Origin of the sequence: Winogradskyella psychrotolerans (assembly GCF_018860565.1) — a bacterium.
Lineage (GTDB): Bacteria > Bacteroidota > Bacteroidia > Flavobacteriales > Flavobacteriaceae > Winogradskyella > Winogradskyella damuponensis.
Genome location: NZ_JAHKPS010000018.1, coordinates 364,138 through 379,937, shown reverse-complemented (window position 1 = coordinate 379,937; position 15,800 = coordinate 364,138). Strand labels below are relative to the sequence as shown.

The window sequence follows — 15,800 nt, the reverse complement described above, 5'->3', positions numbered from 1 at the left end:
AACTTCGTTTTAAATTTTAAAAGTTTTCCGACTGTACTCAAGAAAACATCATTAATAATAGTTTTTATACACATGAAAATAGGAATAGTTTGTTACCCAACATTTGGCGGAAGTGGAGTTGTTGCTACGGAATTAGGTTTAGAGCTTTCAAAACGTGGTCACGAGATTCACTTTATTACTTACAGTCAGCCTGTTCGTTTAGAATTGCTGAGTAGCAATGTTCATTTTCACGAAGTTCATGTGCCAGAATATCCATTATTTCATTATCAGCCTTATGAGTTAGCTTTGTCTAGTAAATTGGTAGATATGGTAAAGTTGTATGGTATTGAGTTGTTGCATGTGCATTACGCTATTCCTCATGCTTATGCAGCATATATGGCGCAGCAAATGCTTAAAGATGAAGGGATTTATATTCCTATTGTAACTACTTTACATGGTACTGATATTACTTTGGTAGGAAGTCATCCGTTTTATAAACCAGCAGTAACCTTTAGCATAAATAAATCTAATGCTGTAACCTCAGTGTCTGAAAGCTTAAAGAAAGATACGATGCGGTTGTTTGATATTAAAAAAGACATTTATGTTGTACCAAATTTTATAGATTTAGAAAAACAGCAGCATAATTTTACCGACTGTCAACGGGGTATGATGGCAGAAGATGATGAACGCATAATAACACACATCAGTAATTTTAGAGAAGTTAAGCGTATTCCAGATGTAATTAAGATTTTTTACAACCTTCAAAAGAAATTACCAGCTAAGTTAATGTTGGTTGGTGAAGGACCAGAAAAAGAAGGTGCAGAACGCTTGGTTGAAGAATTAGGAATTTCTGATCGTGTGATTTTCTTTGGAAATAGCCATGAAATTGATAGAATTCTATGTTTTAGTGATTTGTTCTTGTTGCCATCTAAAACCGAAAGCTTTGGCTTAGCAGCTTTAGAGGCTATGGCAAGTGGAGTTCCTGTAATTTCAACTAATACTGGTGGTTTGTCAGAAGTTAACGAAGATGGTTTTTCTGGCTATTTAAGCGATGTTGGAGCTGTAAAAGATATGTCGGCAAATGCCATAAAAATCTTATCAGACGTAGAAACCTTAAAGCAGTTTAAAGCCAACGCAAAAGCACAGTCTCAAAAATTCGACTTGCGTAATATTGTACCTATGTACGAAAGTGTATATGAAAAAACGTTAAAGCAATTTATGGTTCATTAAGTAGTCGTCTTTCAACTTCACAAATTGACATCTTTTTGTAACCTACCACATTTCACTAACTTCTTCTTTAATAAAAGCCAGTGCTGCATTACTAGGCGCAGGTTTATCCATAAGATCTGTTAAAATGATTTCGCGAAGCTTGTTTGCCGTATCTGTTTGCTCTTGTATAGTAGCCTTTCTAATCAACTGTATCGTTGCATTTTTTGCGGCTTGAGTAATAGACCAACATTGGTCACTAACATAAATTTGTTGTGATAAATTGTGTTCAAACTCTTGTTCAATTGTGGCAATAAGTAAACTTTCGTAATCTTCTTTATTAGAAGAGGTTGGGAGTACTCTAGTAAGCAGTTTAGAAGGTGATGTGCGTTCTAAAAAAAGAGTCATACGTTCATAAGCTTGTAAGCGTAAAGGAAAGCTTTCTTTTTGTAAATCTTTTTGTAATAAGAAACGCCTCATACGGTTTTCATTTTCAATATGTTGCTTAAAAAAGTAATAGGCAATAGTACCAACAATTACTGCAGGAGCAATACTAAAAAGAAGTTCTATAATATTATCAATATCCATTAAAATTGATTTTTTTGAGTTAAGATTAATTTGTTATTGGTTAAGAATGACATAGTCTTATATGTAAATTCAATATCCAATCTGTAAAGTTAATTTATTTTAAAGATTTTGAAAATTTATCACTAAAACTATGAGTCGTAAACAAAAAAAAATAGGAATTATTAGTGCCATTGTTTTATTGGTAATTGTAGCATCAACCTTTGCTTTGAATTTAATTATTGAAAACAAAATAGCAACAGTTATTGATGACTTGCCTAAATCTGTAAAGGTAGCGTACAAATCAATAGATGTTAATGTTTGGACAGGAAATTTAGAATTAGCATCACCAAAAGTAGTTGTTTCAGGAAAAACTACTAATAAGACCATTTTAGACGCAACGCTTAAAACTATTGAAATTAATAATTTGGGATATTGGGATTATCTTTTTAATGATAAGATTTCGGTAGAAACGTTAATTATTAATCGGCTAGTGGCAACATATAAACACAATCCAAAGGTGAATAACGACGACTATGAAAATGGGTTTCTAAATCAAATAAAACAAATTATTGCTGTTGAAAAAATAGCCATCACTAATGCAGATGTGTTAATAACCGAATATGATACAGATAGTACACTTTTGAGTATGCCTAAATTTAATTTTGAATTAAACGATGTTCAAATTAATCCTAAAGCTTCAAAAAAGGATAAGAAAATTAGGTATGGCGATTTTACCTTGGTAGCTAAAAATCTAAAATGGACAATAAATGAGTTTGATGATTTATGGGTGAATTCAATTCAGATTACTAATGATAATGCGACTTTTAGTGATTTTAAGCTCAAAACAAAATATGATAAAGCGGAATATTCAGAAATTCTTAAAACGGAACGCGATCATTTCGACCTTCATATAAACGAAGTGAAATTTTTAGACATGAATTTTGGGTTTAATGATGATAAAACGTTTTATTTTAAATCGGAAAAAGTACTTTTAAATTCACTTAAAGCAGAAATTTATAGAGATAAATTAGTTGCAGATGATGAGACTTATAAAAAACTGTATGGTACTTCTCTTAGAAATTTGGAGTTTGATTTGGGGTTGAATTCAGTTGAAATACGAAATGGAGAAATTTCATATTTAGAAAAAGTAAAAGACGATGAAAAAGCAGGGCGATTAGACTTTACAAATATGAATGCCACTATAACAAACTTAGGTAATACATATCTTAAGGACGTAACAATGATAAAAGTGAATTCAACTTTTATGGAAAATTCATCAATCGAAGTCAATTGGAATTTTAAAGTTGCAGATACTACAGATCAATTTGTATTTAAAGCCGATTTAGGATTGTTTAAAGCTGTAACTATGGATCAGTTTACAAAACCTAACCTTAATGTAGATCTCAATGGAGAGTTACAACAAACTTATTTCACAATTAGCGGCAACCCAAGTACATCTCGAATAGATATGAAAATGAAATATGATGATTTTGAAGTTTTGATCTTAAAAAAAGATGGAAAAGAGAAAAATAAATTTCTATCAACTATTGTTAATTTGTTTATATCAAAAGACAGTGACGACGAAAAAAAAGTATTTCGTTATGGGCAAGCAGAAGGTGTAGAGCGCGATGTTACCAAATCTGTATTTAATTATGTTTGGTTAAATATAAGAAGCGGTTTACTTTCTGTAATGACAGGAGACGGAAAGAAGGAAAACTGATTAATATATAGCCATTAAAATATTGTTTGTAATTTATCGGATTTAGATGCGGAAAACTATAAGAGTATCCGTAATTTTACTCCTTCAAAAATTTTTAGTTTGGAAAAGTATCTCAGTCAACTTAATGACGCACAATTAGAACCTACAATTCAGGTCGATGGACCAATGATTATCATTGCTGGTGCAGGTTCTGGTAAAACACGTGTGCTTACGTATCGTATCGCTTATTTAATGAGTAAGGGTATTGATTCTTTCAATATTTTAGCCTTAACCTTTACTAATAAAGCGGCTAAAGAAATGAAAAGTAGAATTGCTGATATCGTTGGCGAAAGTGAAGCAAAAAACTTGTGGATGGGAACATTTCACTCTGTTTTCGCTAAGATTTTACGTTTCGAAGGACACCATCTTGGTTATCCAAGTAATTTTACAATATACGATACTCAAGATTGCCAAAAGTTAATCGGTGCCATTATAAAAGAAATGGGACTCGACAAAGATATCTACAAAACGAAGCAAGTGTTTAGTAGAATTTCATCGTATAAAAACAGTTTAGTTACTGTTAAGGCTTATTTTAAAAACCCTGAACTTATGGAAGCCGATGCCATGGCAAGGCGACCTAGAATGGGTGAAATTTACAAAGAATATGTAGACCGCTGTTTTAAAGCAGGTGCCATGGATTTTGACGATTTGTTATTGAGAACAAATGAGTTATTAACGCGTTTTCCTAATGTATTGGCACAATACCAAGATAAGTTTAGATATATTTTAGTGGATGAGTACCAAGATACCAATCATTCGCAATATTTAATTGTTAGAGCCTTAGCAGACCGTTTTCAAAATATTTGTGTGGTAGGAGATGATGCTCAGAGTATCTATGCCTTCCGTGGTGCGAATATTAATAATATTTTAAATTTCCAAAAGGATTACGATGGTGTAAAAATGTTCCGATTAGAACAAAATTACCGTTCTACTAAAAATATTGTTGGTGCCGCCAATTCGGTTATAGAGCACAATAAAACCAAATTAGATAAAATTGTTTGGACAGCAAATGACGAAGGTGAGAAAGTAATAGTTCACCGAGCATTAACTGATGGTGATGAAGGGAGATATGTCGCTAGTACTATTTGGGAAACTAAAATGAACGAACAATTACACAATAGCGATTTTGCTGTGTTGTATCGTACCAATGCACAATCTAGAGCCATTGAAGATGCTTTGAGAAAACGTGATATTCCATATCGAATATACGGAGGTTTATCGTTTTACCAACGTAAAGAGATTAAAGACGTTACGGCTTATTTGCGTTTAATTTTAAATTCTGCAGATGAAGAAGCTCTAAAGCGTGTTATCAATTATCCGGCAAGAGGAATTGGTCAGACGACAGTAGATCGTTTGGTTGTTGCGGCCAATGCTACAGGAAAAACCATGTATGATGTAATGAAGGATATTGATTCGGTTAATATCAACATTAATAATGGTACAAAAAATAAATTACGCGATTTTGTAACACTTATAGAGAGTTACAAGGTGATGAATCAGACCGCAAATGCATTCGATTTAGCCGAGCATGTCTCTAAAACCAGTGGACTAATTAGAGAGCTTGGCAAAGATGGAACACCAGAAGGTGTAACAAAAACAGATAACGTTCAAGAATTATTAAACGGTATTAAAGATTTTGTTGAAGGACAAATGGAATTAGCTGATGCAGGTGATTCTCTAGCCGAATTTTTAGAGGATGTGGCATTGGCAACAGACTTAGATGGCGACAAAGGAGATCCAGACCATGTGGCTTTAATGACGATTCACTTGGCAAAAGGTCTAGAATTTGGACATGTATTTATAGTTGGCATGGAGGAAGATTTGTTTCCAAGTGGCATGAGTATGAATACAAGAAGCGAGCTTGAAGAAGAACGTCGATTATTTTATGTAGCTTTGACAAGAGCCGAAAAACAAGCGTATTTAACTTATACATTATCTAGATATCGTTGGGGAAAATTGATAGATGCAGAACCAAGTCGATTTATCGAAGAAATTGATGATGAGTTTATAAATATAACAACACCTTTAAAAGAACGACGTAATCCAATGTTAGATGCCTCCATATTTGGAGATATAGAGCCGAATCGTGTTAGATTTGCAAAACCAAAAACTGCAAAAATGCCAAAAAAGAAGACAAAAACGAAACCAGAAAATTTTGAAATCAGTGCACCTAAAAAAATGGTTCCAGTAAGTGAAGCTGAAAGCGACACTGATTCTTTTGATAAAAAATTAGAAGTTGGTAATAAAGTAAACCACCAACGTTTTGGTAGAGGAGAAGTAATTAAAATTGAAGGTAAAGGCGCAGACGCCAAAGCCGAAATTAAATTTCAAAAAGGAGATACAAAAAAGCTATTATTGCGTTTTGCTAAGCTCCAAATAATGCGATAATTTATGGACACTCATTATGGCAGAATTTATTAAAATATATCCTGAGAATCCGAATCCTAAAGCGATTCAGAAAGTTGTTAAAGTACTTAAAAGTGGTGGTTTAGTCATTTATCCAACAGATACTGTTTACGGATTAGGCTGTGATATTACTAATATAAAGGCCTTAGAACGTATTGCTCAAATTAAGGGTGTAAAGTTAGAAAAATCTAATTTTTCATTTGTTTGTGAGGATTTAAGTAATCTAAGTGATTACGTAAAACAGATTGATACAACAACATTTAAGATTCTGAAGCGCGCATTGCCAGGGCCTTATACCTTTATTTTACCAGGTTCTAAAAACTTACCAAATCCTTTCAAAAAACGAAAAACGGTTGGTATTAGAGTTCCAGATAACTCTATAGCTTTAGCCATAGTAGCTGCTTTAGGTAATCCTATTGTTTCAACATCTATAAGAGATGATGATGATGTCTTAGAGTACACAACAGATCCTGAATTAATCCTTGAAAAATGGGATAATTTAGTAGATATTGTTATCGATGGCGGTTATGGAGACAATGAAGCATCAACCATTGTAGACTTATCTGTAGATCCTCCAGAAGTTGTTAGAGAGGGTAAAGGTGGTTTAGAAATTTTTTAAATCTTGTTCAGGTTTTCTCTTACAGGTTTCTTTACACTGTAAAATAAAATTAGACCTATAACACCTGTTACTAAAAAACCTATAAATAGAGGTAATACAGAAGTTTTTATAAAACTACCAATAAAGTTCGCTATTGGTACAGCCATAACGGTAGAAATAAACCCGTTTAGGGCAGCTCCAACTCCTGCAATATGTCCCATAGGTTCCATAGCTAAAGCTCTATAATTTCCAAATAAGAATGCAACACTTGCAAATTGAAGCATTAAGAACACCATTAAAATTTCTATAGGAGGGTTTACACCAGACCAGAATAATATCACATATATAAGAGCGTTAACAACAAATACGATTAAAGCAATGTTAACCAAATTCCACATACCAAACCGGATTACTATTGCGCTATTTAAAAACGTAGCAAGACCAATAGTAATAGCCAAACTAGCAAAAATATAAGGAAACAAATCTCCTAGATTGTACTGCACTTGAAAGATGTGTTGCGATGTACTTAAATACACCATAAAAGAGCCCGTAATTAAACCAGAAAGCAATGTGTAAACAATGGCAGACTTTATTCTAAAAAAGGTGGTTACACCAGATTTAAAATTTGATAATTTAAATGTCTTTTGATATTTTTCATGAAGTGTTTCTGGTTGTCGCCTCCAAAACCATAGCATTACTAACAATCCAAAAGCTAAGTTTACTGTAAAAATTGAGTGCCATCCAAAATGGTTCAATAAAAACTGACCTAACATGGGAGCAATTACGGGTACTAAAATAAAGGTCATGGTAACGATAGACAAAATTTTTGCCATATGGTCACCACTATAAGAATCTCTAACTATAGCAGTACTCATGGTTCTTGGTGATGATAAACCTACACCTTGTAAAACTCGTCCAAAAAGCATCATTTCAAAGTTTCTTGTTGTGATACATATAATAGAGGCAATAACAAATACACCAAAGCCAAAATAAACCATGGGTTTACGTCCAAAACTATCAGACAGTGGACCAAAAATAAGCTGACCAAAACCTAAGCCTAAAAAAATAGCTGTAATAAGCTTCTGATTTTCTGTTTCATTTACACTGCTTAAATATTCACCAATTTTAGGTAAAGCAGGTAAAACTGCATCTATTGAAAGTGCGACAATAGACATTAACGCGGCCATTAATACCACAAACTCTAATTGAGACCTTTTTTGATTTTGCATTGGGCAAAAGTAAGTGAATTATTATCTATTTTTGATTAGAAATAATACTAATATTTAATAATTGTATAGATGCTTACAGATACACTAATAACGTTATTTAAAAGAGATCTTAGTAAATTAATCGAAGAGATTAATCAATATAAGGATGCATCTAATCTATGGAAAATAGATGGTTTGGTGAGCAATTCTGCTGGAAGTTTATGTGTGCATCTTATAGGAAACTTAAATCACTTTATAGGTTCTGTTTTAGGGCATTCAGGATATATAAGACAACGCAATTTAGAATTCTCATTAACAGACGTTTCTAAATCTGAATTGATAAAACAACTTGAAGATACTATTAGTATTGTGGAGAATACTTTACAAAATTTAACTGTTGAAGATTTACAAAGGGAATATAAACTTCAGGTTCTTAATGCACCTATGACTACAGCGTATTTTCTAGTTCATTTAAGTACGCATCTTGCATATCATTTAGGACAGGTGAATTATCATAGACGGTTAATTGAAAAATAGCAGATAAAAAAAAACTTCACAGATTTTATAACCTGTGAAGTCTATAGAATAAGTTTGCCTTATTGCTTACAAAGGGATGTTCCCGTGCTTACGATTAGGCCTTACAACATCTTTATTTTCAAGCATGCTAAAGGCTTTAATTAATTTACGTCTTGTGTTTTGTGGTAAAATGACATCGTCTACAAAACCACGTTCGGCTGCGCTATAAGGGTTGGCGAATAACTCAGCATATTCAGCTTCTTTTTCTTTCCATTTGGCTTCTTTGTCTTCAGCTTTTGAAATCTCGCGTTTAAAGATAATTTCGGCAGCACCTTTTGCGCCCATAACTGCAATCTCTGCATTTGGCCATGCAAAATTCATGTCAGCTCCAATGTGTTTAGAATTCATTACATCGTAAGCTCCTCCATAAGCTTTACGCGTAATAACGGTTATTCTAGGCACTGTAGCTTCACTAAATGCATATAATAATTTTGCTCCGTTTACTATAATTCCATTCCATTCCTGATCTGTTCCTGGTAAAAATCCTGGGACATCTTCTAAGACCAGTAGCGGAATATTAAAACAATCACAGAAACGTACAAAACGTGCTGCTTTTTTAGAACTATCTACATCTAAAACACCAGCCAAAAACATGGGTTGATTGGCAACAATACCTATAGATTTTCCACCTAAACGCGCAAAACCTACAATAATATTTTCGGCGTAGTCTTTATGAATTTCATAAAAAGAGTCGTTATCTATAATGCCTTCAATAACTTGATGCATATCGTACGGCTTATTAGGATTGTCAGGAACAATAGTTGCTAACGATTCTCTAACTTCTTCTTTAAGTTCAAAAGGAAGATCATCTGCTTTTTCTTTATTGCTTTGTGGTAAATAGCTTAGTAGTTTTTTGATGTCTTCTAAGCATTCTACATCATTAGTTGCTGTCTTGTGGGCTACACCAGATTTAGAAGAATGTACACTTGCGCCTCCAAGTTCTTCACTTGTTACTTCTTCATTAGTTACTGTTTTAACAACGTTAGGGCCCGTAACAAACATGTAGCTTGTATCTTGAACCATAAGTGTAAAATCTGTCATAGCAGGCGAATAAACGGCTCCACCTGCACAAGGACCCATAATTGCAGAAATCTGAGGGATTACACCAGAGGCCTGAACATTTCTATAAAATATATCTGCATAACCCGCTAAAGAACGGACACCTTCTTGAATTCGTGCTCCACCAGAGTCGTTTAATCCAATTATAGGAGCACCAACGTTAACGGCCATGTCCATAATTTTACAGATTTTTTCGGCATGAGTTTCTGATAATGAACCACCAAAAACAGTAAAATCTTGAGCGAAAACGTAAATTAGTTTACCGTTAACCGTTCCGTAACCTGTAACTACACCATCGCCATAAAATTGTTGGTCAGCCATGCCAAAATCTTTAGTTCTATGGGTAACTAAAGCGCCAATCTCTTCAAAGGAACCTTCATCTAAAAGGTAAAGCACACGTTCTCTTGCTGTTAATTTTTTATTTTGGTGTTGTTTGTCTATTCTAGCTTGTCCACCTCCTAATTTGGCTAAGGCTAGTTTTTCATTAAGTGTTTTTATTTTAGAATCCATAATTTTTTTGTTTTGTCATTCAGTATTTGATTCAGAATCTAATTGGTAATGTAGATTAGTTTGTGCTGAATCTTTAAATTTATATATACGGTTTAGAATGACAGTGTTAATTCGGTACTCGTAATAATTTTTGTGCCTTTAAGTAATGTTTTAAGGCAATTTTTGCAGCAATCTCTGCTTCTAACTTTTGCTGTTCTTCTAAAAGGCTAGGTGAGTAGTACTTTTTTACAAAATGTGTATCAAAGTTTCCGCTTTTAAAAGCATCATGTTCAAAAACAAAACGACCAAAGGCTAAAGTAGTTTGTACTCCTTTTATATGGTAATTGTCAATGGCATTTACCATTACTTCAATTGCTTCTTCACGTGTTTTGCCGTAAGTAATTAGCTTTGATAGCATTGGGTCGTAGTAAATTGGGATGTCCATACCTTCTTCAAAACCATTATCTACTCTAATATTATTACCTTCAGGTAGTTGGTAAATTTCTAAATTTCCTACGCTTGGAAGAAAATCGTTCATAGGATCTTCGGCATAAACTCTGAGTTCTAAAGCATGACCATTAATTTTTAGATTCTCTTGCTTTAGATTTAATTTTTCGCCTCTAGCAACGCGTATTTGAAGTTCTACCAAATCTACTCCAGCAATCCATTCAGAAACAGGGTGCTCAACTTGTAACCTTGTATTCATCTCTAGGAAATAGAAATTCAAATTTTCATCTAGAAGGAATTCTACAGTTCCAGCTCCTATATAATCACAAGAACGCGCAACATTAATAGCTGCTTGCCCCATTTTTTCTCTCAATTCTGGTGTTAAAACCGCTGATGGTGCTTCTTCAACTACTTTTTGATGACGACGTTGAATAGAACATTCGCGTTCAAATAAATGGATGACATTACCATGTGTGTCTGCCATGATTTGGATTTCGATATGTCTTGGCGATGCAACATACTTTTCAATAAACACAGAGCCATCTCCAAAAGCATTCGTAGCTTCACTAATTGCTCTGTCCATTTGTGATTCAAATTCAGCTTCTTTTTCAACAATACGCATGCCTTTTCCACCTCCGCCAGCAGAGGCTTTAATAAGAATAGGAAAACCGATGTCTTCGGCTATTTTTTTAGCTTCAGGAATATCGGTAATGGCTTCATCTGTACCAGGAACCATAGGAATATCATAAGCTTTAACGGTTTCTTTTGCCGCTAATTTGCTTCCCATTACTTTTATGGCTTTAGAACGTGGACCAATAAATATAATGTTATTTGCTTCACATAATTCTGCAAAATCGGCATTTTCACTTAAAAAGCCATAACCAGGATGTATGGCATCTACGTTAAGCGATTTAGAAACTTCTATAATTTTATCTCCTCTTAAGTACGATTCGTTAGAAGGTGCTGGGCCAATACAAACAGCTTGATCTGCATATTTTACATGAAGAGCGTTTCTATCAGCTTCTGAAAAAACGGCCACTGTTTTGATGCCCATTTTTTTTGCTGTTTGCATTACTCTTATGGCTATTTCTCCTCTGTTTGCTACTAGTAGTTTTTTCATATTATTCAAATTCTATTAAGAGTGCATTTTTATCGACAGTTTCACCTTGTTTAACCTCAATAGCTTTTATAACGCCTTCTCTTGGTGAGGTTAATACATTTTCCATTTTCATAGCTTCTAAAATTAGAAGATCATCATTTTCTTTAACTTCATCTCCAACATTAACATTGATTTCTAAAATTAATCCAGGCATTGGTGCTTTTACATCATTAACTTGTTTTGAAGCGCCTATTTCAAAACCTAGAGCTTCAATTTGTTGATCTAACGCATCATAAATATCGACGTCATAAGCCGTGTTATTTACTTTTATAGTATAGGTTTTCTGATTAAAATCAGTATTTAAAATTGCTGCTTTTATCGTTGTATTATCTTGAAGTATATGATATTTATTGGTTGATGTTTCTATAACATCTAGTTGTTCCATGCTTTCTTTAGTGACATCAAAAGTATGAGAAGTATTTACTTTTATTTTATACATAAAATTGAGTTTGTTAATGATTAGCAGTTTGTAATTTTCCTGCAAAATATGAAATTATTAAGGTTTATTTTATCTATTATCTGAATTTTATAAAGATTTAAAGTTTGAATTTTCCTGATGCTTTTTTATCGCTTTTTTCGAAAGAATGATACCAACAGCTAAAGAAACAAATGCTCCAATTGAAATGCCAGGAACGAAATTAATAAACAAGAAAAAGTCATAGGCTCCATGAAACAAAACGGCTAATAATAAGCCTGTTAAATTGAATAAGGTACGATTTTTTGAAAATTTTGCTTTTCCCATATAGAAGCCCATCAATACACCAAAAGTGGCATGAGCAGGTATTGCCGTAAATGCTCTTAAAATAGCAGTTTGATAACCTCCTTCTATGACATACATGATGTTTTCTGTACACGCAAACCCCATAGATACCATAACGGCATAGATGATTCCATCATAAGGTTCGTTGAATGCTTTTTTGGGTTGTGCGTAATATTTTACAATGACATATTTGCTAAATTCTTCTGACAAGGCAACGACTATAAATGCTTGGATAAATTGTTGCCAAATGCTATAATTATCAGTAATAGGAATAAATCTTCCGGTGAAAAAGTATAGAATAAAGACAATAATTATACTAACAATAGCTCCAAATAGAAAACTAGAAATTAGTATGCTTTTGGGTTCCTTTTCATATTTATCTTGAATATAAATATATAGAAGAATAGCAAAGACAGGAGCAACAGCTAGTAAGAGTAGATTCATTCAAAAATTTGATTATAGATTTCCCCAGCTATGTAATGGTAGTAATCGCTATTACTTTCAACAAAATGCATGTTTTTAGAACTATTAAAAACTAATTCTGAAAATACGTCTAATGATACCAATTTAAGCGCTTCAACTTCATTTGGTTGTGGCGCTAAGTTTTTTAGAGGTACTTTTAATTCTGAGATAAAAATGTGATGAAACTCATTATCTTGAATAGCTCCGTTATTATAAGACCCTTCATGAAAATGTGTGGCAATCCGTCTTAAGTCGTTGGCATGAATATTTAAACCAATTTCCTCTTTAGTTTCTCTAACAGCAGCTTCTTCTATGGTTTCACCAGCATCAACGTGTCCAGCAACAGATACATCCCAAAGTAGTGGACAAATGAGTTTTTTATGTGAGCGTTGTTGTAAAAGAATTTCGCCTTCTAAAGTATAAAACCATACATGAATAGTATTGTGTAGACAACCCTTTTTATGCACTTCAGATTTTAAAGCTGTTTTTCCTGTTGGTCTCCCTTTTTTATCTACTATGTCAAGATATTCGTCCATATATAAATAGACCTGCTAGTTTTTATGCTAACAGGTCTTTTTGGTTTTATTTAAAATAACTAAATGTTTCTCCGTCTTCTATTTTAAGTAATGTTTCGTAAATTAACTTAATAACGTTTTCTACATCATCTTTATGAACCATTTCTACCGTTGTATGCATGTAACGCAACGGTAATGAGATTAAAGCAGAAGCAACACCGCCATTACTATATGCAAAAGCATCTGTGTCTGTTCCTGTAGCTCTAGATAACGCGGCACGCTGAAAAGGAATTTTCTTTTCTTCGGCTGTATCTGTAATTAAATCTCGTAGTTTTTGCTGTACAGCTGGTGCATAGGCAACAACAGGACCTTTTCCAATTTCGGCATAACCTTGTGTTTTTTGCTCTATCATTGGTGTGGTTGTATCGTGTGTTACATCAGTAACAATAGCCACATTTGGTTTAATGGTTTGTGTAATCATTTCGGCACCACGTAAGCCTATTTCTTCTTGTACCGAATTGGTAACATAAAGTCCAAACGGTAATGTTTTTTTGTTTTCGTGTAGTAATCTTGCTACTTCAGCAATCATAAAACCACCCATTCTGTTATCTAAAGCGCGACATACAAATTTGTCTTTATTAAGAATGTGGAATTCATCTGGGTACGTTATAACACAACCAACATGCACTCCCATTTTTTCAACTTCAGCTTTATCTTTAGCTCCAACATCAATACATATATTATCGGGTTTTGGTGCTTGTTCTTTAGCTTTACTTCTTGTATGTATTGCAGGCCAACCAAAAACACCTTTTACAATGCCTTTTTTGGTGTGAATGTTTACAATTTTACTAGGAGCAATTTGGTGATCGCTACCTCCATTTCTAACGACATAAATTAAACCATTGTCAGAAATATAGTTGACATACCAAGAAATCTCATCAGCATGTCCTTCAATCACTACTTTAAACTTTGCTTTTGGGTTAATTACAGCAACAGCAGTTCCGTATGTGTCAGTTATAAATTCATCAACATAAGGTTTAAGGTAATTCATCCAAATTTTTTGCCCTTCCCATTCATAACCTGTAGGAGAAGCGTTATTTAAATATTTTTCTAAAAAGTCCATAGACTTTTTGTTCAGTAATTGTTTTTTTGCCATCTGTTTAAATTTTCAATAAAAATAATAATATTAATACGATTTTAAGGTTATAGGCTTTAATATTATTAATTTTGGAATGGTTTTGGTACAGTTGTAATAGATGAAATATATTATTTACATAGCCTTGTTTTTTTCAGTGGCAATTTTTGCTCAAGAAAACCCTATTAAACAAGATTCTACAGAAGTACATTACATGTATATTGAAGGAGATTCTATACCTGTAACCTCTGTAGAGTTAAACGAAGTTTTGGTACTACCTAATTTAAAATTTGAAACTAAAGAGGCTCGAATTAGATATCTAATTTTAAGACGAAAAACCTTAAAAGTATATCCTTACGCAAAACTTGCGGCAGAACGTTTAGAAGCCTTACAAAAACGACTCGATGGCTTAGAGCGTAAACGTGATAAAAAACGTTATGCTAAGATTATTCAGAATTATATTGAAGATGAATTTTCAGCGGAACTAAAGAAGTTAACTAAAACCGAAGGTCAGATTTTGGTGAAGTTAATTCATAGGCAAACGGGAAAAACAACTTTTGATCTTATTAAGGAGTTACGGAATGGTTGGCGAGCTTTTTGGTTTAATAGTACAGCCAGTTTGTTTGATATTTCTTTGAAGAAGGAGTTTAGTCCTATTGATGATGAAGAAGACTATTTAATTGAAGATATTTTGCAACGTGCGTTTCAGAATGAACGTTTAAAACGGCAAGAACCTGCTTTTGAAATCGATTTTTATGAAAGCTTAAATAAATGGTCTAAACCCAAAACACCAAAGAATTCAAAAGGTTAAATAATGCGCGCTCAAACAAAATTAGAAGAACAATTAAATGCTTGGACACATGGTTTTGGTGCACTCTTAGGAGTCATAGCTTTAGTGTTATTGATTGTAGATGCTAATCACTTAAAACCTTGGAGTTTATTTAGTGTTATTGTTTACGGACTATCTATAATTATTCTTTTTTTAGCCTCAACATTTTACCATGCAGTAGAAGGGGAGAAGCGTAAGCATTATTTTAGAATTGTAGACCATATCAGTATTTATCTACTTATTGCAGGTACTTATACGCCTGTTTTACTCATTTCACTAACTAACAGTTTAGGCTGGCTTTTGTTTTGGGTTGTATGGGGAATTGCGGGTTTTGGTGTGGTGTTAAAACTCTTTTTTACAGGAAGGTTTGAAGTTTTTTCAACATTATTATATTTGGTAATGGGTTGGCTTATCGTGTTTGACTTTACAAATGTGTCTGAAGCCCTTGGATCAAATGGGATATTGTGGTTATACGCAGGAGGTTTATTATATACTGTCGGAATTGTTTTTTATGCCATTCGTAGAATTCCTTACAATCATGTGATTTGGCATTTATTTGTTTTAGGCGGAGCCATTTGCCATTTTTTTATGATTTATCTTCATGTGATATAATGTCATTTAAGACATTATTAGATCTTATTTTGTA

Annotated in this window: 15 protein-coding genes; 7 read left to right on the top strand and 8 right to left on the bottom strand. The window is 33.3% G+C overall.

The window, feature by feature from the left end; genetic code table 11:
* The first annotated feature begins 72 nt into the window (after window positions 1-72).
* Window positions 73-1,209 (top strand): N-acetyl-alpha-D-glucosaminyl L-malate synthase BshA, encoded by a 1,137-nt coding sequence (gene bshA / locus KO504_RS08255; RefSeq protein WP_215925849.1) that lies wholly within the window; start codon window positions 73-75, stop codon window positions 1,207-1,209.
* 42 nt (window positions 1,210-1,251) lie between these two features.
* Here bshA and KO504_RS08250 read toward each other — a convergent pair whose 3' ends face one another.
* The gene (locus tag KO504_RS08250; protein ID WP_215925848.1) at window positions 1,252-1,773 is read right to left on the bottom strand and encodes a hypothetical protein; all 522 of its coding nucleotides are present in this window, start codon (window positions 1,771-1,773) and stop codon (window positions 1,252-1,254) included.
* Window positions 1,774-1,903: 130 nt separating this feature from the next.
* Between KO504_RS08250 and KO504_RS08245 the strand changes: the two genes are divergently transcribed.
* The 3 genes from KO504_RS08245 (at window position 1,904) to KO504_RS08235 (ending at window position 6,536) form a co-directional block, all read left to right on the top strand.
* A complete protein-coding gene (locus tag KO504_RS08245) occupies window positions 1,904-3,472 on the top strand; it encodes a hypothetical protein (RefSeq protein WP_215925847.1) in 1,569 nt (522 codons plus the stop codon).
* 99 nt (window positions 3,473-3,571) lie between these two features.
* Entirely contained in the window at window positions 3,572-5,899 is a 2,328-nt protein-coding gene (locus tag KO504_RS08240) for an ATP-dependent helicase (protein ID WP_215925846.1), read from the top strand.
* Window positions 5,900-5,915: 16 nt separating this feature from the next.
* Window positions 5,916-6,536, top strand: coding sequence for an L-threonylcarbamoyladenylate synthase (locus KO504_RS08235; protein WP_215925845.1), 621 nt, complete (start codon window positions 5,916-5,918; stop codon window positions 6,534-6,536).
* On the opposite strand, the gene KO504_RS08230 is transcribed toward KO504_RS08235, so the two are convergent.
* On the bottom strand, window positions 6,533-7,744 hold the full coding sequence (locus tag KO504_RS08230) for a multidrug effflux MFS transporter (protein ID WP_215925844.1): 1,212 nt from the start codon (window positions 7,742-7,744) through the stop codon (window positions 6,533-6,535). The two genes, KO504_RS08235 and KO504_RS08230, sit on opposite strands and share 4 nt — an antisense overlap.
* Window positions 7,745-7,813: 69 nt before the next feature.
* Between KO504_RS08230 and KO504_RS08225 the strand changes: the two genes are divergently transcribed.
* Window positions 7,814-8,260 (top strand): DinB family protein, encoded by a 447-nt coding sequence (locus tag KO504_RS08225; RefSeq protein ID WP_215925843.1) that lies wholly within the window; start codon window positions 7,814-7,816, stop codon window positions 8,258-8,260.
* Window positions 8,261-8,326: 66 nt separating this feature from the next.
* On the opposite strand, the gene KO504_RS08220 is transcribed toward KO504_RS08225, so the two are convergent.
* From KO504_RS08220 to KO504_RS08195, 6 genes are all read right to left on the bottom strand, one after another.
* Window positions 8,327-9,868: an acyl-CoA carboxylase subunit beta gene (locus tag KO504_RS08220; protein WP_215925842.1), complete on the bottom strand. Its 1,542-nt coding sequence runs from the start codon at window positions 9,866-9,868 to the stop codon at window positions 8,327-8,329.
* Window positions 9,869-9,974: 106 nt separating this feature from the next.
* Window positions 9,975-11,414: an acetyl-CoA carboxylase biotin carboxylase subunit gene (accC, locus tag KO504_RS08215; protein ID WP_215925841.1), complete on the bottom strand. Its 1,440-nt coding sequence runs from the start codon at window positions 11,412-11,414 to the stop codon at window positions 9,975-9,977.
* 1 nt (window position 11,415) lies between these two features.
* Window positions 11,416-11,892, bottom strand: a complete 477-nt coding sequence (locus KO504_RS08210; RefSeq protein ID WP_215925840.1) for an acetyl-CoA carboxylase biotin carboxyl carrier protein subunit — start codon at window positions 11,890-11,892, stop codon at window positions 11,416-11,418.
* A gap of 87 nt (window positions 11,893-11,979) precedes the next feature.
* Entirely contained in the window at window positions 11,980-12,657 is a 678-nt protein-coding gene (locus KO504_RS08205; protein ID WP_215925839.1) for a PrsW family intramembrane metalloprotease, read from the bottom strand.
* Window positions 12,654-13,211 (bottom strand): NUDIX hydrolase, encoded by a 558-nt coding sequence (locus KO504_RS08200; RefSeq protein ID WP_215925838.1) that lies wholly within the window; start codon window positions 13,209-13,211, stop codon window positions 12,654-12,656. The genes KO504_RS08205 and KO504_RS08200 overlap by 4 nt, the downstream gene beginning before the upstream one ends.
* Window positions 13,212-13,257: 46 nt before the next feature.
* Window positions 13,258-14,346 (bottom strand): M42 family metallopeptidase, encoded by a 1,089-nt coding sequence (locus KO504_RS08195; protein WP_215925837.1) that lies wholly within the window; start codon window positions 14,344-14,346, stop codon window positions 13,258-13,260.
* Between the two features lie 100 nt (window positions 14,347-14,446).
* Between KO504_RS08195 and KO504_RS08190 the strand changes: the two genes are divergently transcribed.
* Together KO504_RS08190 and trhA are read left to right on the top strand one after the other, a co-directional pair.
* Window positions 14,447-15,136, top strand: coding sequence for a DUF4294 domain-containing protein (locus tag KO504_RS08190; protein WP_215925836.1), 690 nt, complete (start codon window positions 14,447-14,449; stop codon window positions 15,134-15,136).
* Between the two features lie 3 nt (window positions 15,137-15,139).
* Complete coding sequence (gene trhA / locus KO504_RS08185; protein ID WP_215925835.1) at window positions 15,140-15,766, top strand: PAQR family membrane homeostasis protein TrhA; 627 nt, start codon at window positions 15,140-15,142, stop codon at window positions 15,764-15,766.
* Window positions 15,767-15,800 lie beyond the last annotated feature (34 nt).